We start from the raw sequence: 19,958 nt of genomic DNA, 5'->3' as shown, positions 1-19,958 counted from the left end.
TGCCGCCAAATCATCACAAGTCGGTGGTTTAACGGGCGGACATGAGACCCTATCTGTGATAGAGGGTTTCATCGACATCCAGATGGCCTCGTCGGAGGCAAGGCGGAGAGCTCAATCGTGCTGAACAAGTTCGGTCCCTCGGGCCATGGCGAAGCGCAGGTGCAATATCTCGACGGCGATTTCCGCGTGATCTCGCCCGGCACCTTTGTGCGCTGTGCCATCACCGACGTCCGGATTCCGCTCGACGAGCTGAAGTACTGGAGCGTCGATCTGCAGGAAGCCTACGCCACCCCGACGGCCGTGCTGCAGCGCCACCATCCCGGCGTCCTCAAGCCGCAGGCCTAGGCTCGACGCCGGGTTCATTTGCGCAGCCTCCTGTCCCGCGCCCTGAACAGCTGATCGGCCACCAGGCGCCGCAGCGCGTCGCCATCGTCGAATTGCAGCGTCACCGCGAACGGCACGATCGCCTGCGCCCAGGCCGGCATCCCGTCCGGACCACGCAACCGCGCGAGATCCTTTTCCGTCGTCACCAGCGTCAGTCCGTCGCCACGCGCCTCGGCAACGAGCGCTTCGATCTCCTCCTTCGTGAAGGCGTGATGATCGGCGAAAGCCTTGCTGCGCACGACGTCGACGCCGCTTGAGCGCAACGTGTTGAAGAAGCGCGCGGGATCGCCGATGCCGGCAAAGGCGAGCGCACGCGTTCCGCTCAGCGCCGCCAGCGAAGCCTGGTCCGGCTTCAGATGCGCCGACAGCACCGGCTTGCCGCGGGACGCCAGATCGGCCGCAATCCTTTGCGCCGCGCTCCCCCTCGCCGACCACGATCAGCGCGTCGGTCCGTTCCAGCTGCGGCACCAGCGGCGCGCGCAACGGTCCCGCCGGAATCACGCGGCCACTGCCGACGCCGCGCGTGCCGTCGATCACGATCAGGCAAGCATCCTTCGCCACCGAGGGATTCTGGAAGCCGTCATCCATCAGGATCACGCTTGCGTCCTGCGCGCGCGCCAGCGCCAGGCCTGCGGCGCGGTCGCGCGACACCACGACCGGCAAGCACGCCGCCATCATCAGCGGCTCGTCGCCGACATCGGCCGCCGTGTGGCTGTCGCGATCGACCTTGACCGGGCCAGCGAGCCTGCCGCCATAGCCGCGGCTGAGTACCACCGGCCGCTCGTCAATTTCGCGCAGCAATTTTGCCAGCGCCAGCACCGTTGGCGTCTTGCCGGCGCCGCCGACATGGTAATTGCCGACGCAGATCACGGGAATGCCGGCATCGACGCCGGATTGCCGCATCCGCCGTGCGGCGACCGCGCCGTAAAGCGCGGCAAGCGGTTGGAGCAGTTGCGATGTCCAAGACGACGGCCGGTGCCAAAAGGCCGGCTCACGCATTGGCGGCTCCCATCTCGAGCCGCAACTGCAACAGATAGGGCTCGAGAGCGATCACCGTGCGCTCCAGCGCGCCACCGAGCTGTTCGACGACGCGCTCGGAGGCCGCCAGCGAATTGTCGCGTGCCGCGGAATCCGCGAGGAACTGGCCGAGCTGCTTGACCAGCGCCTCCCGGTCATCGGCGCGGCGCGCGCCGCCGGCGCGATCGAGCGCCTCATAGACATCGGTGAAGTTGAACACGTGCGGGCCGTGCACGATGGCCGCGCCAAGCTTGATCGCCTCGATCGGATTCTGGCCACCATGCGCAACCAGCGAGCCGCCCATGAACACGATCGGCGCGAGGCGATAGAACAGGCCGAGTTCGCCCATCGTATCGGCGACATAGATATCTGTTGTCGCGACCGGCAGATCCTCGTGCGAGCGCAGGCCGGGGCGCAGGCCGGCCTCCGTCACCAGCCGCGCCACCGCCTCGCCGCGCGCGGCATGCCGCGGCACGATCACCGTCAGCAGGCCGGGGAAGAAACCCGCGAGCGACTTGTGCGCCTCGATCAGGATCTCTTCCTCGCCGGGATGGGTCGACGCGGCAACCACGATGGCGCGGCCGCGCGTCACCGACATCAGCCGCTCCAGCTTGGCCGGATCGGCCGGCGGCGCCGCGACGTCGAGCTTGAGGTTGCCGGTGACGACGACGTTGTGGCTGCCGAGCGCGGCAAAGCGTTCGGCGTCGGTATTCGACTGCGCGAGGCAGATGTCGAACCGGCCGAGCAACGCGCCGATGGTGTTGGAGACCCGGCGCCAGCGCGGGAAGGAGCGCTGCGACATCCGCCCGTTGATCAGCACCATCGGCAGCCGCCGCGCGGCGCTCGACAGGATCAGGTTCGGCCACAAATCGGATTCGATGAACAGCGCCAGCGACGGATGCCAGTGATCGAGGAAGCGCGTCACATAACGCGGCGAATCGTACGGCACGTATTGATGGATGACGTCGGGCGGGAAGCGCTTGGCGACGATCGCCGCCGAGGTCACCGTGCCCGAGGTGAGCAGGATGCGCAAATTGAGCGCGCGCAGCCGCTCGATCAGCCCGGCCGCCGCCAGCACCTCGCCGACGCTGGCGCCGTGAATCCACACCAGCGGGCCCTGCGGCCTGGTATCGGCGCTCACGCCGCGCCGCTCGCCGACGCGTTCGGGATCTTCCTTGCCGAGCTTGAGCCGCCGCTTGATCAGGGCAGGCGCAAGCGGCACCATCGCGGACGACAGCTTGCGGTACACACGCAACGTCATCGGTAGCGAGCTAGCCAAGCGCTGCCTCCGGCCGCCCGACCGCTGCATAGGCACGTCGGGTCGCTTCGTTGAGAAGTTCCTCCACGTGCTGCCGAAGCTTTTCCATCGTCGCGGCGTCGGCGTCGGGCGGCACATAGACCGGCTCAATACCTACCACTGCGCCGCGCCCGAATGGCAAATTGATGGTGGTCGAATCCCAGTTTTTCAACCGGATGAATCGGCTGGTGACCATCGCAAAGGGGACGATCGGCCGGCCGGTCTCCCGCGCCAGCATGATGGCCCCGAGGCCCGCCACCCGCGCCCGCTTCGGCACGTCGGCCGTGGTGGCCATGTTGCAGCCGTCTTCCAGCGCCCGAACCATCTCCAGGAAGGCGCCGACACCGCCCTTGCGATGGAACGCGCCGGAGTGATCGCCGGAACCTCTGATGGTGCCGATGCCGAGCCGCTCCACCGCGAGGGCGTTGAACTCGCCGTCGCGGTGGCGGGAGATCAGCACCTTGGCGCGGTAGCTCTCCTTGGTCTTGATGAACGGCGTCATGAAGTGCTGGCCGTGCCAGAACACGAAGATCGCCGGCATCAGGGGCTCGACGATCCCGTACACGTCATGCGGCTGGTAGCTGAAGCGGTTGGTGTACCACACCAGCCGCAGATACTCGGCCGCAAGCACACCCAGCGCGCGCTGCACGAAGCCGCTGCGCAGCAGATCGCGAAAAAGTCGTTTCAATGGGAATGCTTTGTGTCAGGATCGAGCAACCGGTGGAGATGAACGACGAAATAGCGCATCTGGGCGTTGTCCACGGTCTGCTGCGCCTTCGCCTTCCAGGCTGCATAGGCGGTCGCATAGTTCGGGTAGACGCCGACGATCTCGACTTCGTCCAGATTCTTGAAGGTGTTGTGCTCGAGATCGGTCAACTCGCCGCCGATCACGAGGTGAAGCAGCTGGGGCTGGGCATTGTCTGACATGATGGTGCTTTTCCTAACGAGATGCCCGGCAAACAAATGAAGTCGTGGTCGTCACAGGTCTGGTCGTCACAAGGCTGGTCGTCACAAGGCTGTCGCAACAGGTCTGGTCGTCACAATCGGAAACGCGGCGCGGATCGGCGAGGCCTCACGGCAAAGGACGGCTGCGAAAATGCTCGACAATGCGTGCATGACGTTCGCGTCCTGCTGCCACCAGCACCCCATGCGTCACCTCCCGGCGATTGTACTCAATCGCGTCCCCCGAGAGCGCAGTCATCCTACCACCCGCTTCCTGCACGATCAAATTCGCGGCGGCAAGATCCCAGTCGCGGCTTTGCCCGCCTGCAAAGGCCGCGTCAAGTCGACCTTGTGCTACACGGCACAGCCGCAGCGCCAGCGATCCGATCCGCGGATAGAGCGTGATCTCGTCCGGCGTCGGGCTGAGCCGCTGCACCAGCGGCTTCGGTCCCGCCATCCGCGGAAAGTTGAAATCGCTGCCTGCGGTTGCATGCACCGCGCCGTCGTTCAGGGTGGCGCCCTGTCCGCGGGCGGCGAAGAAGAATTCCTCGCTGACCGGCGCATACACTGCCGCGAGCACCGGCGATGCATTTTCAACCAGCGCCACACTGACGCACCAGTCCTCGCGGCCGGCGAGATAGGCGCGGGTGCCGTCGATCGGATCGACGATCCAGGTGAAGCGCCTGCCGAGGCGGGCGTCGTTGTCTGCGCTCTCTTCCGACAGCCAGCCGTAGCCGGGCGTTGCCGCACGCAGCTGCTGCTCCAGCAGGTCGTTGACCGCGATGTCGGCCTCGGAGACCGGCGAGGACGCGCCCTTGATCCAGTTCTTCAATTCGGTGCGGAACAGCGACGATGCGAGCCGGCCCGCTTCCTGCACCGATCTGGTCAGCAAGGCGGCATCGCGCGCCTTGGTCCAGTCGTCCGTATCAGCGTCCGCCAAGCGTCAGGCCCTCGATGCGCAGCGTCGGCGAATTGACGCCGTAGCGGAATTCCAGATCGTTGGCTGCGACCAGCGACTTGAACATCGGCAGCAGATGGCCGGCGATGGTCACTTCGCTGACCGGATAGGTGATCTCGCCGTTCTCGATCCAGAAGCCGGACGCGCCGCGGCTGTAATCGCCGGTCACGCCGTTGACGCCGGAGCCGATCAGGTCGGTGACATAGAAGCCCTGCTTGATGTCGGAGATCAGCTCCTTCGGCGTCATCGCACCCGGCTCGAGATGCAGATTATAGGTTCCGGGCGACGGCGAGGACGACACGCCGCGATGCGCATGACCAGTCGTAACAAGCCCGAGCTCGCGTGCGGTCGCAGAATCCAGCACCCAGGTGGTGAGCACGCCCGCATCGATCAGCGCCGTCTTCTTTACCCTGACGCCCTCGGCATCGAAGGTCTGCGAGCGCAGGCCGCGCACGCGCAAGGGATCGTCGATGATGCGGATATCCCTGGAGAACAGCTGCTCGCCGAGCTTGTCCTTCAGGAAGCTGGTCTTGCGGGCGATCGAGGCGCCGTTGATGGCGCCGACCAGATGGCCGACGATCGAGCCGGCGACCCGTGGATCGAACACCACCGGCACCTTGCAGGTCTCGACCTTGCGCGGATTGGCCCGCGCCACTGCGCGCTCGCCGGCCTTGCGACCAACGGTAGCAGGTGAATCGAGATCGGAGGCATGCGGCGCGCTGGTGAAATCATAGTCGCGCTCCATGCCGGTGCCCTCACCGGAAATCGCCGTCGTCGAGATGCCGTGGCTGGAGCGCAGATAAGAACCGTGGAAGCCGGTCGACGTCACCAGCACCATGCCGCCGATGCCGGTCGAGGCCGACGCGCCGCCGGACTTGGTGACACCCTTGACCGCGAGCGCCGCAGCCTCCGCTTCGATCGCGCGCTGCTCCAGTTCGGCCGTGCTCGGAACCTTGCGATCGAGCAGATCGAGATCGGGGAAATCGTGGGCGTGGAGCGCCGGATCGGCAAGACCGACATATTTGTCGTCCGGCGCCACGCGCGCCATCGCGACCGCACGCTCGGCAAGCTTGGCGACCCCGTCGCCGCTGACGTCATTGGTCGACACCACCGCCTGGCGGTGTCCGACGAACACCCGCAGGCCGACGTCATCGCCTTCCGAGCGCTCAGTTTCCTCGACGCGGCCGTCGCGCACCTCGACGCCCTGCGAGACGCCGCGCACCGCGATGGCATCGGCCGCATCGGCCCCCGCGCGCTTTGCGGCATCGACCAGGCGCTGTGCAAGGTCGCTCAGGCCCGATTGGTCGAACAGATCGGAGCTATCGCCGTGTCGCGATGCAGATGGTGAAGAGTTCACGAACGAATTCCTGCGGATTGAGGGGGGCCCGGAACGAGGTCGACAGATCCACCAGATGTGCCGGTTTCACAGGGATTTCAAGCACTTTGCGCCGGCAGGCAACAAAGATTTGAGTGATCGGGGCAAGGCTTCGTCAATCATGCGGGCCAACCTCTTGTCAATCATGGCACGAGGTGAGGAGGGATTAACCAGGCTTTTTAAGGGGGAACGGACATCGCTCGGCTAGGCTCTCACCCAACGACCGGGAACAAAATCCCGGCGGGGAGACAGAGCTTTGAGGCGTCAAACACCAACAAGCGGAATCAATTCCGCCGGGTCGAGCTGCGCATTGCGGCTCGACCCTCTTTCCCTTCCGCTCAGCTTCCACGCGCAGGATGCGCGCGCGGATGGCGGCGTGCGGCAGGTCGAGCTTCATCGCGAACATGTCGTGCTGCGCCGTGCCGTTCTCGGCATGCGGATGGCGGTCAATGTTCGCGTCAGCGACTTTCTCGGCGTCGCGGTGCGCGGCATCGACGACGCGCAGATGCTGGTGCTGGTTCACCGCGATCCCGCGCTCAGCGTTCCGCTCGGCTCCAGTTCTGACGCCGAGGAGATCAGCTCCGCCTGGCAGATGTGGAGCGACATCTTCCGTCTCCCGCAACTGACCGAGCCGGCGCCGCGGACGCCCTCCCCGCGCCGCCGTCGCCGCAACGCGATCCGCGCACGGAGGCCGAAATTCCTGGTCCGCCGCCGCGCCGGCGTCAGCCGTAACGGCACCAGCGTACATCGCGGCGAACGCGAGATCATCGCGCGGGATTGAGTTCGGCGTTTCTTCGCACGCAGCTTGCCTCACAACGGCTGTCGTCCCTGCGAAAGCAGGGACCCATACGCCGCGGCTTTCGTTGTTGAAGGGACTCGTCGTTCCGGCATCGTCAACCAATAACCATTTGTGGTTATGGGTCCCTGCTTTCGCAGGGACGACGATGAGGATGGGTCTCGATTCATCGTCTCACACCACGCGGTGTCATCATCCGCGCATGCGTGATTTGTCGCACCTCTCGCCGTCATTTTCGAGCTGCGTAGGATGGGTAGAGCGAAGCGAAACCCATCAACTCTTGTCCTGCGGCGAGAATGATGGGTATCGCTCCGCTCCACCCATCCTGCGAAGTCATCACGCCGCGCGCAGCACCGCGTCGACGACCAGGCTCGCGAACAGGATCAAGCCGGCGTCGCGGTTGGACTTGAAGATGCGCAGGCAGAGCGCGCCATCGCTGGTGTCGAGCCGCCGGACCTGCCAGGCGAGATGCATCGCAAACGCCGCTAGCCCGATCCAGGCCGGCCAGCGCGCCCCCGCGAGTGCGAACGCCACGCCGATCAAGAGCACGGCGAGACCATAGAAGATCACGAGCGCACGATGGGTGCGTGCACCGAACAGGCGCGCGGTGGATTTGACGCCGATCAGCGCATCATCCTCGGCGTCCTGATGGGCGTAGATGGTGTCGTAGGCGATCACCCAGGCGATCGATCCGGCGTAGAGCGCAATCGCGGTCGCATCGATGCGCTCGAGCGTCACCGCAAATCCCATCAGCGCGCCGTAGGAGAAGGCAAGGCCGAGCACGACCTGCGGCCACCAGGTAATCCGCTTCATGAACGGGTAGATCGCGACGATCAGAAGCGAGGCGATGCCGGTCAACACCGCGAAGCGGTTGAACTGCAGCAGCACGAGAAGCCCGATCAGCGCCTGCAGGACCATGAAGACCACCGCCTGCGTCACCGTGACCTGCCCGGCGGGGATCGGCCGCGACCGCGTGCGTTCGACCTTGGCGTCGAGATCGCGATCGGTGATGTCGTTCCAGGTGCAGCCGGCGCCGCGCATCACAAAGGCGCCGATGAAGAACAGCAGGACCACGAGCGGCAGCGAGCGCACATCGTGCGCGACACCGGCGGCAAGCGCCGCCGACCACCAGCACGGCATCAGCAGCAGCCAGGAGCCGATCGGCCGGTCGTAGCGCGCAAGCCGCAGATAGGGCCGCGTCCAGACCGGCGCATGGGTATCCACCCAGTTGCCTGTGGAGTCGGCAACGCGGGTGGAGACATCGCTCATGGGTGATCCATCAACGGGTGAGGACGTTGCCGTTCAGCGTATCGAAGGTGCTGCCGCCCTTCTTGGTCGGCGTCGCTTCCGGCAGCGAGGCGGACGAACCGAGCACGTCGCTCAAGGTCGGCCCAGCAGGCCCACGCGGCTGCGCCGCCGCCTGCTCCGCGACGTTGCAGACCTTCTTCAGCAGCGCTTCGGTATTCTTGTGCCCGGCCTTGAGCTGGTCGGCGATCTGCGGCGGAATTCCGCACTTCGCCGCGTTGGTGTCGACATATTTGATCATCTTGATCTCGGCCTGGCTGTAATTGCCGATCAGCTTGCAGGCCTCCTGGGGGCTGGCGTGGCGATCGCTCGCCGCCTTGATCGCCTTGCCGCGCTTCTCCGCATCCTCACGCAGCGGAGTGAAATTCTTCATGCAGGCATCGCCGGCACCACCAGCTGCACCCGGCGGGGGCGGCGACGACAGCCCGCCACCGGCGATGGGGGCCGCGCCATTGCTCGGAAATGCCGAGGGCGTGGCACCGACCCTGGCCGCCGGCGCGCCGTTGACCGGCGGGAATGCGGAATCGGAGGCGGTGCCGGCCTGGCTTGGACGCATACCATTGACCGGCGGAAACGCGGGATCCGAGGCGGTGCCGGCCTTCCCTTGCTGATTGGGCAGCGGGGCCGGAAAGGCGCTCTGGGCGGCGGCCTGCCCCACGGACAGGGCGGTCGCGGCAACGGTCAGCACGATCAGTCGGCGGATCATCGAGGGTGTTTCTCCGGCAAAAGGTCCAGGCAACCCCAGCGCAACAAAAACGAAGCAACCAATTTTGGGGGCGTTTTACGATTCCTGTGAGGCCTTAACAACCCGTGGATTTGGGCGACAGCGCGGCGTAGGGCCACACCGGCCACATTAAATTGTTCCCCGATTCTAAGCCTTTAGGCTACGAACGGCGGTAAAATGGACCATCAAATTTGCCTGAACAGGATTTTCGGCAAGGCCCCGGTTTGGATTTATGGGCCCACGCCGCGGGCGACCGAAATGCAAAAGGGACCGCGTGCAAGCGGCCCCTTGGACTAAAGAAATGACTTGGTGACAGAAGCAATATATCGACGCTCAATATTACCTGGCTGGCGAGTTCCTGAGGAGTCCGCGGGATTACGGTGTCGCGCAGTTTGGTAAACTTGCCACACCGCAATGAAGCCGCCGGACATGCCTGGACTCGATTTCCGCAGCCCCCGCCTGTTTGTCGACGCCCCGCTCGGCGCCGGCGCAACCGTTCCGCTCGAACGCGATCAGAGCAACTATCTCGGCAACGTGCTGCGGCTCGGCGCCGGCGACAGCGTGCTGGTGTTCAACGGGCGTGACGGCGAATGGCGCGCCGGGATTTCCGGCCGCAAGCGCCCCGACACGCTGACGGTCGCGGCACAGACCCGCGCACAGGACCGTCTGCCCGACGTCACCTATGTGTTCGCGCCGCTGAAGCATGCGCGGCTCGATTACATGGTGCAGAAGGCGGTCGAGATGGGCGCCGCGCGGCTGGTGCCGGTGCTGACACGCTTCACCCAGGTGTCGCGGGTCAACGGCGAGCGGATGCGCGCCAATGTGGTCGAGGCCGCCGAGCAATGCGGGATCATCTCGCTTGCCGAGGTCGCCGACCCCCTGCCCCTCGAACGTTTCCTGGCGGGCCGCGACCCGGCGCGGCTGCTGGTGTTTTGCGACGAGGCGGCCGAGGTCGAAAGCCCGGTGCAGGCGCTGGCGGCGGCAACGGCTGCGAATGCCGGGATCGATGTCCTCATCGGCCCGGAAGGCGGCTTCGCCGAGGAAGAGCGCACGCTGCTGCTGCGCCAGCCCGCGATCCTCCGCCTCGCCCTCGGCCCGCGCATCCTGCGCGCCGACACCGCCGCGGTCGCCGCGCTTGCGCTGGTGCAGGCCGCACTGGGGGACTGGAGAGGTAACGGCTAAAGCATGATCCGGAAAAGTGCGAAGCGGTTTTCCGGAAAGATCATGCTCAAACAAAGAGCTAAGGCGCGATGACGATTCAACCTAATCTCATCGCGCTTTAGCCGGAATGGCGGTCCGCAATCCGTCTATTCGCCGGACAAATCCAGCTCCCCAAGAGACCGCGCGGCATCGATGACGCGCATGATGCGCACGCCGCCTGGCATCATCTCGTACAGCACCAGCCAGCGCGAAATCACCAGCATCCTCGCACCATCGGCGATGTCGGGACGCGCCGGCCCCGATTCAGGGAATTGCGCCAACTGACCACACCGCGCTTCAATACGATCGATCCAATGGTCTGCCGTCGCGGGCCCCTTGTCGGATGCGATGAGAAGCCAGATTTCGGCGAGATCGCTCTGCGCGAGCCGGGAAAGGCGAACCTCTCCCAATTTACTTGCCCGCTGCCTTCAACCGGGCTCGCCCCTGCGCCTTGATCTCGGCAAAATCAGCCGGTCCAGCGTCGCCACTTGCCTGTCCCGCCGCCCAGGCATTGCGAAGGAACGCCAATCGCGCCTCTTCCGTCTGCTCCATGATCCGCAGCGCCTCCCGCACGACCTCGCTTGCCGAGGTGTAGCGGCCGCTCGCAACCTTGGTTTTGACGAACTCGCTCAGCTCATCGGTCAATGAGACGTTCATGTTCATGGTGGAACTCTCCCTACCCCAATTATGGGAGCGACCACAGACTTTAGCAATATTTGCCATCAGCATCGAACGTTCCGGTTTCGCCTAGCCAAGCCGTCGTAAAATCGTTAACGCACGCAATCATTAAGCCACTTGGCCGATCGCGGTCGAAACCCCGATCCGGCCATGGTAAGGGCTGCCCCGAACCACCCTTGGAACCCGCGCCGGAACCTGGTCCGGACCTATTGGACGTCGAGATGACCGAAGCTGCCGCACCACGATCCGCCGCCGGATCCGCCGTTTGGGCGGATGCGCTGCTGGCCTCGTTCGCGCAGGCCGGCTATCAAAGGTCCGAGCCGACGATCCTGCAGCCGGCCGAGCCGTTCCTTGATCTCTCCGGCGAGGACATCCGCAAGAGCCTTTACCTGACGACGGACCCGAGCGGCGAGGAGCTCTGCCTGCGCCCGGACCTCACGATCCCGGTGGCGCGCGACTACCTCGCCTCTGCCCGCGCCGGCCAGCCGGCCGGCTTCAGCTATCTCGGACCCGTGTTCCGTTATCGCGGCGGTGCGCCGAGCCAGTTCCTGCAGGCCGGCATCGAATCGTTCGGGCGGCAGGACCGCGCCGCGGCCGATGCCGAGATGCTGGCGCTGGCGCTGGAGGCAACCACGGCGTTCGGGTTGAAGGACGTCGAGATCCGCACCGGCGACGTCGCGCTGTTCAACGCGCTGATCGATGCGCTCGACCTCTATCCGGTGTGGCGGCGCCGGTTGATCAAGGACTTCAACCGCAAGGTCTCGCTGACCGACGACATCGAGCAGCTGACGCTCAAGACCGCACCGGGCCGCAACGAATATGAGGGCGTGCTCGCTGCGCTGGCCGGCTCCGACCGCAAGGCGGCGCTGGCGCTGGTCACCGATCTGATGTCGATCGCCGGCACCACCAATGTCGGCGGCCGCACGGTCGCCGAGATCGCCGACCGTTTCCTCGAGCAATCGACGCTGAAGGGCGGCGCGCTGCCGCGCGATGCGGTCGCGACCATCAAGCGCTTCCTGGCGATCACCGGCGATCCCGACGACGCGGTCGCGCAGCTGCGCGCGCTAGCTGGCGAGGCCAAGCTGAACCTTGCCGCCGCGATCGACCAGCTCGAGAGCCGGATCGGCTTCATGGCCGCGCGCGGCATCGACATCCGAAAGACCCGGTTCTCCACCGCGTTCGGCCGCGGCCTCGACTACTACACCGGCTTCGAGTTCGAGCTGCACGCCAAGGGCAACGGCGCCGAACCGCTGGTCGCCGGCGGCCGCTATGACGGGCTGATGACGCAGCTCGGCTCGGCGGCCCCGATCCCTGCGGTCGGCTTCTCGGTCTGGATCGAGGCGATGACCCGGCATGGCCAGGCCACCTCCTTCGGAGCCGCCCAATGAGCACGCCCTTCGTCGTCGCCGTTCCCTCCAAGGGGCGGCTGCAGGAAAACGCCGAAAGCTTCTTCGCCCGCGCCGGGCTGACCTTGTCGAAGGCCGGCGGCGCCCGCGACTATCGCGGCACCATCGCCGGCGTCGACAATGTCGAGATCGCCTATCTCTCGGCGAGCGAGATCGCAGCCAATCTGGCCCGCGGCTCGGTGCATCTCGGTGTCACCGGCGAGGACCTGGTGCGCGAGAGCATTCCCGATGCCGACAAGCGCGTGCTGATGATCGAAGGCCTCGGCTTCGGCTATGCCAATGTCGTGGTCGCGGTGCCCCAGGCCTGGATCGACGTGCGCACCATGGCCGACCTCGATGACGTCGCATCGGGCTTCCGCGAGCAGCACAATCACCGCATGCGGGTGGCGACCAAATACATCAATCTGACGCGCGGCTTCTTTGCCAAACACGGCGTCGGCGACTACCGCATCGTCGAAAGCGCCGGCGCCACCGAGGGTGCGCCCGCCGCCGGAACCGCCGAACTGATCGTCGATATCACGACCACCGGGGCGACGCTCGCCGCCAACGGGCTCAAGGTGCTCGACGACGGCGTCATGCTGCGCAGCCAGGCCAATCTGGTGGCGTCGAAGGATGCCGACTGGTCGAAGGGCGCCCGCGAGACCGCGCGCGTGATCCTCGACCATATCGCGGCGCGCGCCCGTGCCAGCAAGTATCGCGAGGTCCGCACCCGCTTCGCCGGCTGCAACGATGCACTGCTGTCGGAGGCGCATAACCGCTTCGGCGTGGTCGCCCCGTTCGGCGGCCCGACCTCGTCGGGCATGCTTACGCTGCACTGCCCACCGGGCAAGCTCTACGCGCTCGGCAGCTTCCTGCGCGAGCACGGCGCCGAAACCGTGTCGGTGGTGTCGCTGGACTATGTGTTCGACCGCGAGAACCCGCTGTTCGCCAGGCTCGAGGCGTTCCTGCGACAATGAGGCGGCCACGCCGTTCATGTTGGCGACAGCTACCCTGCGGTACCATATTGTGTTCGAGGGATCTCTCGTTTTGACGCGGTGTCTTCGTGCGAGGCGGAAGGCCATTTCGCTCGAAAACGCTCTAGTTCTGGAACCTGACCGATGATGCTGGGCTCTGACGTTTCCAGCCTGACCACGACCGCCAAGACCGCCGCCGGGCAGGGTCTGTCGATCGTCGTGCCCGTCTACAACGAGGCGGCCGGGCTTGCCGCGTTGCATGAGCGGCTGATCAATCTCGCCAAGACGCTGCGCGCCCGCTACGGCCTCGCCTGCGAGGTGATCTATGTCGATGACGGCAGCGCGGACAACACGCTGATGATCGCGCGCGGCCTGCCCGCCGACGGGCTCGACCTGCAGGTGGTGTCGCTGTCGCGCAATTTCGGCAAGGAGGCGGCGCTGATGGCCGGCCTCGACCACGCCCGCCGCGGCGCAGTGCTGTTCATGGATGGCGACGGCCAGCATCCGCCGACGCTGGTCGAGCAACTGGTCGCACACTGGATCGATGACGGCTACGACGTGGTCTATACGGCGAAGGCGCATCGCGACAATGAATCGGCCGCGCGGCGGCTGGCCGTGCGCGGCTTCTACGCGCTGATCAACTGGGGCGCCCGGCAGCAGATCCCGGAGGACGCCGGCGACTTCCGCCTGCTGTCGCCGCGCGCGGCCGCGGCCCTCCGGCAATTGCCGGAGCGCAACCGCTTCTTCAAGGGCCTCGCCAGCTGGATCGGCTTCAGGCAGATCCGCGTCGATTACGAGCCGGCGCCGCGCGCGCACGGCGTCACCACCTTCAACGCCGGCCGGCTGATCGGCCTGTCGATCGAGGGCCTGACCTCGTTCTCGGTGGCGCCGCTGCGCTTTGCCAGCCTGCTCGGCGCGCTGCTCGCCGGCGCGGCGTTCCTGTTCGGCCTCTCGATTCTGTGGGAAGTGCTGACCACCGGCAAGCAGGTCCCCGGCTATCCGTCGCTGATGATCGGCATGATGACGATCGGCGGCGTGCAGCTGATCATGATCGGCATCGTCGGCGAATATATCGGCAAGATCCTCTCCGAGCTGAAGGCGCGGCCGATCTACTTCGTCGCCGAGCACACCGAGAAGCACGCCGACGGCGGCGCGGTGCAAAATGCCTCCGAGCGGACCGCCGCGGAATGAACACCGATACGCCGCGCCGGATCTGGCTGTGTGCGGACGATTATGGCTTGAGCGACGGCGTCAACCGCGCGATCCGCGACCTGATCGAGCGCGGCCGCCTCAATGCGACGTCGGTGATGACCGTGACGCCGGCGATCGGCCGCGATGCGGCCAGCGCACTCACGGCATCGGTGGCGAGCAGCCCGCGTTGCGCGATCGGGCTGCATGTGACGTTGACCGCACCGTTCCGGCCGCTGACGATGCATTTCCGCCCGCTCGACGGCGACATGTTCCTGCCCTTCCCGCGGCTGCTGCGCGCCGGCCTGATGCATCGGCTCGACGCCGAACTGGTCCATGCCGAGGTGCTGGCGCAGCTCGACGCCTTCCACGATCTGTTCGGCCGCGCACCCGACTTCGTCGACGGTCATCAGCACGCGCAGCTGTTCCCGCAGGTGCGCGACGGCTTCCTGCGCGCCGTGAAGGAGCGCGCGCCCAACGCCTGGGTGCGGCAGTGCGGCCGCGAAGGCCCGCTGGCGCGCCAGCTGGCGGCGGCGCCGAAGGCGCTGGTGCTGAACGTGCTCAGCACGCAGTTCCGGATCAAGGCGCAGCGAGCAAGCCTGCGGTTCAATCCGGCCTTCGCCGGCGCCTATGATTTTACGCGCGGCAATGATTTCGCGGCGCTGATGCAGGGCTTCCTCGACGGCATGCCGGAGGACGGGCTCGTGATGTGCCATCCCGGTTTCGTCGATGAAACGCTGAAGAGCCTCGACCCCCTGACAACGCAGCGCGAGACCGAGCATGCCTATCTTGCAGGCGACGATTTCCCCGCGCTGCTGGCCCTGAATAAAGTTACACTCGAATAAAGTTACACTTGCCTGACCCTTGTTTTTGACGCGTTTTCTTCACGCGAACCGGCCCCCCGCTTCGCTCGAAAACCCTCAAGGTTCACGAAAAGCCGCCGGTCGTATTGTCGCATACATAAATTTAATTCTGACCCCCACTCCTTGCGCCACAAACCCCGTCCTACATCTCGGACGCGCCGATTCGATCGACGCGATGGAGAACGCCATGACACCGCAAGAACGCCAACTGATCGACGATCTCTTCGACCGGCTCGCCAAGCTGGAGAATGCCCCGCGCGACGGCGAGGCCATGTCCGCGATCATACAGGGCCTGCGCAGCGCGCCGAATGCGGTCTACGCGCTGGTGCAGACCGCGCTGGTGCAGGACGAGGCGCTGAAGCGCGCCCACGACCGGATCCAGGAACTCGAGGCCGCGGTCGGCCAGCAGCAGGGAGCCCAGCAGCAGGGCGGCGGTTTCCTCGACTCGATGCGCGATGCGATCTTCGGCGGACAGGGCCAGCAGCATGGTTCGGTGCCGCCGGTGCGGGCGCCCGACATGGGCGGCCGCGATCCGGGCAGCCGCCCGGTCTGGAACTCGGGCCAGGCGATGCAACAGGCCGGCGGCGGCTACGGCCAGCCTTACGGCCAGCCCGCGCAACCCTACGGCCAGGGCTATGGCGGCCCGCAGCCGCCGGCGTTCGGCGGCGCGCCGGGCGGCGGTGGCGGCTCGTTCCTCGGCACCGCGGCGGCGGCCGCGGCCGGCGTGGTCGGCGGCGGACTGTTGCTCTCCAGCATACGCGGCATGATGGGTGGCGGCAGCCACCAGTCGCTGGCCGATTCCGGCAGCCTCGGTGGCGGGTCGCGTCCTTGGGGCGGCGACCAGTCGTCGAGCGACCTCGCGCGTGACGCCGGGGTCAACGACATCGGCTCCAACCGCGACAGCGGCTCGCGCTCCAGCTTGTTCGACCAGGCGTCGAACAACAACAATGAGAACAACAACAACAACGACAACAACAACGACGACAATTACGACAACGACCACGATTCCGACGACTTCGATAATGATGACGATGACGGCGGCTTCGACGGCGGCGGAGACGGTGACGACAGCAATTACGCGTAAGCGTCCCACCTGAAACACAGACGGCCGCTCTCATCGAGCGGCCGTTTTGATTCCGACGTCGTCCCGGCGCCGGCCGGGACCCATAACCACCGATCTCGATTGTTGCGCACGATCGGCAACCCACACCGCCTCGAGCCGAGAAGCCGCGGCGTATGGGTCCCGGCCTGCGCCGGGACGACGCAGATTTCGTAATCGTCGTACCCGCTTCGCGCTCGGCTACAACTTCACATCACGACGACCCTGGCGCCGACATTGACGCGGCCGTAGAGGTCGATGACGTCCTCGTTGCGCATCCGGATGCAGCCGGACGAGACGTTGGTGCCGATCGTCCAGGGCTCGTTGGAGCCGTGGATGCGGTAGAGCGAGGAGCCCAGATACATCGCGCGGGCGCCGAGCGGATTTTCCGGGCCGCCCTCCATGTGCCGCGGCAGGTCGGGACGGCGCGCCAGCATTTCCGGCGGCGGCGTCCAGGCCGGCCACTCCTTCTTGGCCGAGATCGTCTTCACGCCGGCCCAGGTAAAGCCGGGCCGTCCGACGCCGATGCCGTAGCGCAGCGCGCGGCCGTCGCCCTGCACCAGATAGAGAAACTTGTTCGGCGTATCGACGACGATGGTGCCGGCGCTTTCCTTGCCGCTATAGTCGACCAGCTGCTTCTCGTATCTCGGATCGAACGGACGCTGCGCCGGATCGCCCGCGGCCTCCTCCTGCTGCCGGAGCATCTGCTGCTGCGGATCCATCGGCGGCAGCTGACGGTTGCCGTAATAGCCCGGCTGCTGCTGATACATCGGCTGCGGCGAATAACCCTGCGACGACGGCGCATCGCCGAACAGGAATTCGATGAAGCCGCCGCCCATGTTGGAGCGCTGCGGCTGCACATAGGCGGTGCGCATCGGCGGCTGCGGAGCGCCCTGATTGGCGTAGATGACGGCGGGCCCGGCGGGCGCTGCCGCGTCGATCGCCATGGCGTGATGGGGAACGGCAATAAGCGAAGACGCGCCGGCGAGCAGCGCAAGCGTGGTTTTCCTGAACATCGACGTACTCTGTACTGGTTTCGTCGTGACGTGATGCGCGAGGCGCCGACTTTGCGCCGTTGCACGTGGTCAATAAGCAATGAAAACCGCATCGGTTTGGTAAACGGATCGGCCGTTTCGATTCACCACATCGGCAATGGAGCGCGGTTTTCCCCGACAGCGTTTATTTTGCGTGAACGGCGCGGCGACATGGTTAATCGCCGGTAGCGCCGCGCTTGCGCGCTATCCGCGCCAACAGTTCCGGCGTGAACCTGACGTTAAATCCGCTCCGTCTAGAACGGACTTCAGTGAAGGGGCGGGAATGAAATCATGTCAGTGAAGCGCAAGCGTTTTCGTGTCGAGCAGGCGATGGGCGAGGTTGTGATGCCGGAGCCGGATGTTTCCAGCGGCCCCGATCTCGGTCCGATGCATCGCGAGATCATGGCCGAGCTTCGCTCGATCCGCGCCCAGATGGCCGCAGCACCGGCACAGCGCACCGGCGACAGCGTCGATGCCGCGGTCGCCCGCGAAGTCGCCGAGACCCACGCGCTGCTCGAGACCTACCGTGCGCAGGTCGAACAGTGCGAGAAGCTCAAGGTCGAGCTCGACCTGATCCACGACGCGATCAGCCGCACCAAGCGCGAGATCGCCGTGCTGCACGGCAAGAGCTTCAACGGCGAGGAGATGGCCAAGGTCAATGGCGAGCTCGGCGCCGTGGTCGGCGGCACCGAGCAGGCCACCCAGCAGATCCTCGAGGCGGTGGAGGCGATCGACCAGGCCGCGACCGCGCTGGCCAACAACGTCACGCCCGACCAGCAAAAGCGGCTCAGCGAAGATATTCAGGAGCGCGTGGTCTCGATCTTCGAGGCCTGCAACTTCCAGGACCTCACCGGCCAGCGCATCAGCAAGGTGATGCAGACGATGAAGTTCATCGAACAGCACATCAACGAGATGATGAACATCTGGGGCGGCGTCGACGCGATCAAGTCGCACGTTCCGGCGATCGTCGACACCCGCGAGGGCGATGCCCGCCTGCTCAACGGTCCGAAGCTCGACGGCGACGCCGGCCACGCCTCGCAGGACGACATCGACGCGATGTTCAACTGAGCGATCGCATCGGCAGAATACAAAACGCCGGCCCTCAGGCCGGCGTTTTTGTTTGAGCCATGGGCCAGCGCTCGCAGCGAGTCACCGGAGATAGACGAACCAACCAAATTGCGGCCACCACATGCAGTTTGTGCCAATTGCGACAATTGGAAAGTTACTGGCAGCTTTGGCATCGCTGACGCATACTGTGCGTGAGGGGAAATTGTCATGCGTATGCCGGGAGCCAACATTGGGTGCCGGTTGCATGGGACTTCCGGAGTAAATCCGGTCGTCCCCGCGCGGGGCTTGCACGTCCACTCATCACACAATCGCAGGTTCGCAGCCATTCGCCGTGCGTATCCAACGAGGGCGGACTGCCATCTTTCGCACGCTGCCGAAGCGCGAGGCCGCCTTTTGCAGCTGTGACGATCAGCGGCGGATCTCTTTCATTCGCGCCGATCGCGTACGCCTTGTTATCAGATCACTGATTTTGGGGGGAGCCACTGGAGTACTCAACACCGGAGATTGAACATGACGCAAGGAATTGTCAGGAATACTGCAATTGCGCTCTCGACTTTCGTTTGTGCGACACTGTTCTCCGTCACCTGGTCTGAGCAGGGCGGCATTTCGGCTTCGGTCGAAAGCGCCCAGGCGCGTGTGGGCCGACCGCTGACGCCCGTGAGCGTCGCGGGCGTTGCGCGTCGTCAAACCCGGCGCGCCGCCTACGGATACGGGGTTGGCGCGGGCGTCGCCGCTACGGCAGCTGTCGCTGCGGCTGCCGCTACTGCGCCGGCCTATTCCGGCTGGGGCACAAACGATTGGACCAATTCGTATGCCGCCCAGACGGATCCCTACTTTGGCCAGCCCTACTATCCGGCACGAGCCTACCAAAGGATAAGCCCGTATTACGGCTATGCCGGATGGACGGAGTACAAGGCAGCCAATGGTATCGGCTGCGAGCCTGGCACGATGACCAAGATGGCTGACGGCCGCATGTACGTCTGTCAGTGAAACCGGCGCAACGCCACCGCAAGAGGGCGGCTCAACGAGCCGCCCTCTTTCACGATGAAGCAGATCGATCTCACGCGGCGACGGGTCGCGCGCGGCGTTGATCTACGTCAACATCGCCTCCCCCCTTGCCACTGACGATACCTTGGGCCGCATCTGAAGCGGGCTCCATCACCTTCGGTTCACGTGCGATGAGGAGGATCACCATGCGTCGGACGAACATTGTTTCGACCAAGTCAGTGACGTTTGCGGGAATAGCAGCGAGCCTGATGTTGGGGTTTGCAGGCGCCGCTCTCAGTCCAGCACCGGCCAACGCGGTGATCTACTGCACGTATGTCGGTTATCCGGCAGGCTGCGTGGCGCGGGCAGGCGTTGTGCTCAGGCCTCGTCCGGTGGCGCGCGCTGCGGTCCGCCACAATGCGGGCGGCAATTTGAATGGCGGCGTCAATCGGGTTGGCGTGCGGCGATAAGGTAGTGTTGCGGGTCTCCTTGCCTTCTCCCCTTGTGGGAGAAGGTGGCGCGGACGCAATCCGCGCCGGATGAGGGGTTCTATCCGCGAGCCAGCAAATGAGAGAGGGTCACGCGCGGAGGAAGACCCTCACCCGCTTTGCATCTGACGATGCAATCCGGCCTCTCCCACAAGGGAAGAGGCGAACCGGCTGTGCGGCCGTAGATCGGTCGAAA

The 19,958-nt window shown here is 65.5% G+C and carries 21 protein-coding genes and 1 pseudogene; 11 read left to right on the top strand and 11 right to left on the bottom strand.

Annotation, left to right across the window (positions count from 1 at the left end):
- Positions 1–117: 117 nt before the first annotated feature.
- Positions 118–345: a DUF2093 domain-containing protein gene (locus ACVWY5_RS03860; RefSeq protein WP_016848019.1), complete on the top strand. Its 228-nt coding sequence runs from the start codon at positions 118–120 to the stop codon at positions 343–345.
- Between the two features lie 14 nt (positions 346–359).
- On the opposite strand, the pseudogene lpxK reads toward ACVWY5_RS03860, so the two are convergent.
- The 6 genes and pseudogenes from lpxK to ACVWY5_RS03830 form a co-directional block, all read right to left on the bottom strand.
- Positions 360–1,383, bottom strand: a pseudogene (gene lpxK, locus ACVWY5_RS03855) (tetraacyldisaccharide 4'-kinase).
- Entirely contained in the window at positions 1,376–2,710 is a 1,335-nt protein-coding gene (locus ACVWY5_RS03850) for a 3-deoxy-D-manno-octulosonic acid transferase (RefSeq protein WP_038377297.1), read from the bottom strand. Before ACVWY5_RS03850 ends, lpxK begins: the two are co-directional and overlap by 8 nt.
- Positions 2,673–3,386 (bottom strand): lysophospholipid acyltransferase family protein, encoded by a 714-nt coding sequence (locus ACVWY5_RS03845; RefSeq protein WP_016848022.1) that lies wholly within the window; start codon positions 3,384–3,386, stop codon positions 2,673–2,675. Before ACVWY5_RS03845 ends, ACVWY5_RS03850 begins: the two co-directional genes overlap by 38 nt.
- Entirely contained in the window at positions 3,383–3,625 is a 243-nt protein-coding gene (locus tag ACVWY5_RS03840; RefSeq protein ID WP_028333045.1) for a DUF4170 domain-containing protein, read from the bottom strand. The genes ACVWY5_RS03845 and ACVWY5_RS03840 overlap by 4 nt, the downstream gene beginning before the upstream one ends.
- Before the next feature lie 145 nt (positions 3,626–3,770).
- Positions 3,771–4,580: a 3'(2'),5'-bisphosphate nucleotidase CysQ gene (locus ACVWY5_RS03835; RefSeq protein ID WP_028333044.1), complete on the bottom strand. Its 810-nt coding sequence runs from the start codon at positions 4,578–4,580 to the stop codon at positions 3,771–3,773.
- The gene (locus ACVWY5_RS03830; protein ID WP_028333043.1) at positions 4,567–5,955 is read right to left on the bottom strand and encodes a TldD/PmbA family protein; all 1,389 of its coding nucleotides are present in this window, start codon (positions 5,953–5,955) and stop codon (positions 4,567–4,569) included. The genes ACVWY5_RS03835 and ACVWY5_RS03830 overlap by 14 nt, the downstream gene beginning before the upstream one ends.
- Before the next feature lie 274 nt (positions 5,956–6,229).
- On the opposite strand from ACVWY5_RS03830, the gene ACVWY5_RS03825 reads away from it, so the two are divergent.
- Positions 6,230–6,754, top strand: coding sequence for a DUF6101 family protein (locus tag ACVWY5_RS03825; RefSeq protein WP_028333042.1), 525 nt, complete (start codon positions 6,230–6,232; stop codon positions 6,752–6,754).
- 351 nt (positions 6,755–7,105) lie between these two features.
- Here ACVWY5_RS03825 and ubiA read toward each other — a convergent pair whose 3' ends face one another.
- Both ubiA and ACVWY5_RS03815 read right to left on the bottom strand, forming a co-directional pair.
- Positions 7,106–8,038, bottom strand: coding sequence for a 4-hydroxybenzoate octaprenyltransferase (ubiA, locus tag ACVWY5_RS03820; RefSeq protein WP_028333041.1), 933 nt, complete (start codon positions 8,036–8,038; stop codon positions 7,106–7,108).
- Positions 8,039–8,048: 10 nt separating this feature from the next.
- Entirely contained in the window at positions 8,049–8,780 is a 732-nt protein-coding gene (locus ACVWY5_RS03815) for a hypothetical protein (protein ID WP_028333040.1), read from the bottom strand.
- A gap of 447 nt (positions 8,781–9,227) precedes the next feature.
- Here ACVWY5_RS03815 and ACVWY5_RS03810 point away from each other — a divergent pair, with 447 nt between their 5' ends.
- Entirely contained in the window at positions 9,228–9,980 is a 753-nt protein-coding gene (locus tag ACVWY5_RS03810) for a 16S rRNA (uracil(1498)-N(3))-methyltransferase (RefSeq protein WP_028333039.1), read from the top strand.
- 125 nt (positions 9,981–10,105) lie between these two features.
- Here ACVWY5_RS03810 and ACVWY5_RS03805 read toward each other — a convergent pair whose 3' ends face one another.
- The gene (locus ACVWY5_RS03805; protein ID WP_028333038.1) at positions 10,106–10,408 is read right to left on the bottom strand and encodes a type II toxin-antitoxin system RelE/ParE family toxin; all 303 of its coding nucleotides are present in this window, start codon (positions 10,406–10,408) and stop codon (positions 10,106–10,108) included.
- Between the two features lies 1 nt (position 10,409).
- Positions 10,410–10,727: a type II toxin-antitoxin system ParD family antitoxin gene (locus ACVWY5_RS03800; RefSeq protein WP_244481939.1), complete on the bottom strand. Its 318-nt coding sequence runs from the start codon at positions 10,725–10,727 to the stop codon at positions 10,410–10,412.
- Between the two features lie 170 nt (positions 10,728–10,897).
- Between ACVWY5_RS03800 and ACVWY5_RS03795 the strand changes: the two genes are divergently transcribed.
- The 5 genes from ACVWY5_RS03795 (at position 10,898) to ACVWY5_RS03775 (ending at position 16,170) form a co-directional block, all read left to right on the top strand.
- Positions 10,898–12,064, top strand: coding sequence for an ATP phosphoribosyltransferase regulatory subunit (locus ACVWY5_RS03795; protein WP_028333036.1), 1,167 nt, complete (start codon positions 10,898–10,900; stop codon positions 12,062–12,064).
- Positions 12,061–13,038, top strand: a complete 978-nt coding sequence (gene hisG, locus ACVWY5_RS03790; protein ID WP_028333035.1) for an ATP phosphoribosyltransferase — start codon at positions 12,061–12,063, stop codon at positions 13,036–13,038. Before ACVWY5_RS03795 ends, hisG begins: the two co-directional genes overlap by 4 nt.
- A gap of 141 nt (positions 13,039–13,179) precedes the next feature.
- Positions 13,180–14,226, top strand: a complete 1,047-nt coding sequence (locus tag ACVWY5_RS03785) for a glycosyltransferase family 2 protein (RefSeq protein ID WP_028333034.1) — start codon at positions 13,180–13,182, stop codon at positions 14,224–14,226.
- Positions 14,223–15,068 (top strand): ChbG/HpnK family deacetylase, encoded by an 846-nt coding sequence (locus ACVWY5_RS03780; protein ID WP_028333033.1) that lies wholly within the window; start codon positions 14,223–14,225, stop codon positions 15,066–15,068. The genes ACVWY5_RS03785 and ACVWY5_RS03780 overlap by 4 nt, the downstream gene beginning before the upstream one ends.
- Before the next feature lie 205 nt (positions 15,069–15,273).
- On the top strand, positions 15,274–16,170 hold the full coding sequence (locus ACVWY5_RS03775) for a DUF2076 domain-containing protein (RefSeq protein ID WP_028333032.1): 897 nt from the start codon (positions 15,274–15,276) through the stop codon (positions 16,168–16,170).
- Positions 16,171–16,394: 224 nt separating this feature from the next.
- Here ACVWY5_RS03775 and ACVWY5_RS03770 read toward each other — a convergent pair whose 3' ends face one another.
- Positions 16,395–17,201 (bottom strand): L,D-transpeptidase, encoded by an 807-nt coding sequence (locus ACVWY5_RS03770; RefSeq protein WP_028333031.1) that lies wholly within the window; start codon positions 17,199–17,201, stop codon positions 16,395–16,397.
- 309 nt (positions 17,202–17,510) lie between these two features.
- Between ACVWY5_RS03770 and ACVWY5_RS03765 the strand changes: the two genes are divergently transcribed.
- The 3 genes from ACVWY5_RS03765 (at position 17,511) to ACVWY5_RS03755 (ending at position 19,744) form a co-directional block, all read left to right on the top strand.
- A complete protein-coding gene (locus tag ACVWY5_RS03765; RefSeq protein WP_028333030.1) occupies positions 17,511–18,287 on the top strand; it encodes a protein phosphatase CheZ in 777 nt (258 codons plus the stop codon).
- Positions 18,288–18,797: 510 nt separating this feature from the next.
- Positions 18,798–19,277: a hypothetical protein gene (locus ACVWY5_RS03760; RefSeq protein ID WP_244481940.1), complete on the top strand. Its 480-nt coding sequence runs from the start codon at positions 18,798–18,800 to the stop codon at positions 19,275–19,277.
- 188 nt (positions 19,278–19,465) lie between these two features.
- Complete coding sequence (locus tag ACVWY5_RS03755; protein ID WP_244978575.1) at positions 19,466–19,744, top strand: hypothetical protein; 279 nt, start codon at positions 19,466–19,468, stop codon at positions 19,742–19,744.
- The last annotated feature ends 214 nt before the right edge of the window (positions 19,745–19,958 follow it).

The sequence above is a fragment of the Bradyrhizobium sp. USDA 3256 genome, from assembly GCF_054058275.1.
This window is presented reverse-complemented; position numbering and strand designations above follow the sequence as displayed.

Excerpts from the sequence above, each read along its gene's own strand:
- ACVWY5_RS03760 (WP_244481940.1), top strand. The coding sequence starts at position 18,798 with ATGACGCAAGGAATTGTCAGGAATACTGCAATTGCGCTCTCGACTTTC.
- ACVWY5_RS03775 (WP_028333032.1), top strand. The coding sequence starts at position 15,274 with ATGACACCGCAAGAACGCCAACTGATCGACGATCTCTTCGACCGGCTC.
- ACVWY5_RS03770 (WP_028333031.1), bottom strand. The coding sequence starts at position 17,201 with ATGTTCAGGAAAACCACGCTTGCGCTGCTCGCCGGCGCGTCTTCGCTT.
- ACVWY5_RS03800 (WP_244481939.1), bottom strand. The coding sequence starts at position 10,727 with ATGCTGATGGCAAATATTGCTAAAGTCTGTGGTCGCTCCCATAATTGG.
- ACVWY5_RS03840 (WP_028333045.1), bottom strand. The coding sequence starts at position 3,625 with ATGTCAGACAATGCCCAGCCCCAGCTGCTTCACCTCGTGATCGGCGGC.
- hisG (WP_028333035.1), top strand. The coding sequence starts at position 12,061 with ATGAGCACGCCCTTCGTCGTCGCCGTTCCCTCCAAGGGGCGGCTGCAG.
- ACVWY5_RS03755 (WP_244978575.1), top strand. The coding sequence starts at position 19,466 with ATGAGGAGGATCACCATGCGTCGGACGAACATTGTTTCGACCAAGTCA.
- ACVWY5_RS03765 (WP_028333030.1), top strand. The coding sequence starts at position 17,511 with ATGTCAGTGAAGCGCAAGCGTTTTCGTGTCGAGCAGGCGATGGGCGAG.
- ACVWY5_RS03785 (WP_028333034.1), top strand. The coding sequence starts at position 13,180 with ATGATGCTGGGCTCTGACGTTTCCAGCCTGACCACGACCGCCAAGACC.
- ACVWY5_RS03810 (WP_028333039.1), top strand. The coding sequence starts at position 9,228 with ATGCCTGGACTCGATTTCCGCAGCCCCCGCCTGTTTGTCGACGCCCCG.
- ACVWY5_RS03850 (WP_038377297.1), bottom strand. The coding sequence starts at position 2,710 with ATGCAGCGGTCGGGCGGCCGGAGGCAGCGCTTGGCTAGCTCGCTACCG.
- ACVWY5_RS03795 (WP_028333036.1), top strand. The coding sequence starts at position 10,898 with ATGACCGAAGCTGCCGCACCACGATCCGCCGCCGGATCCGCCGTTTGG.
- ubiA (WP_028333041.1), bottom strand. The coding sequence starts at position 8,038 with ATGAGCGATGTCTCCACCCGCGTTGCCGACTCCACAGGCAACTGGGTG.
- ACVWY5_RS03780 (WP_028333033.1), top strand. The coding sequence starts at position 14,223 with ATGAACACCGATACGCCGCGCCGGATCTGGCTGTGTGCGGACGATTAT.
- ACVWY5_RS03815 (WP_028333040.1), bottom strand. The coding sequence starts at position 8,780 with ATGATCCGCCGACTGATCGTGCTGACCGTTGCCGCGACCGCCCTGTCC.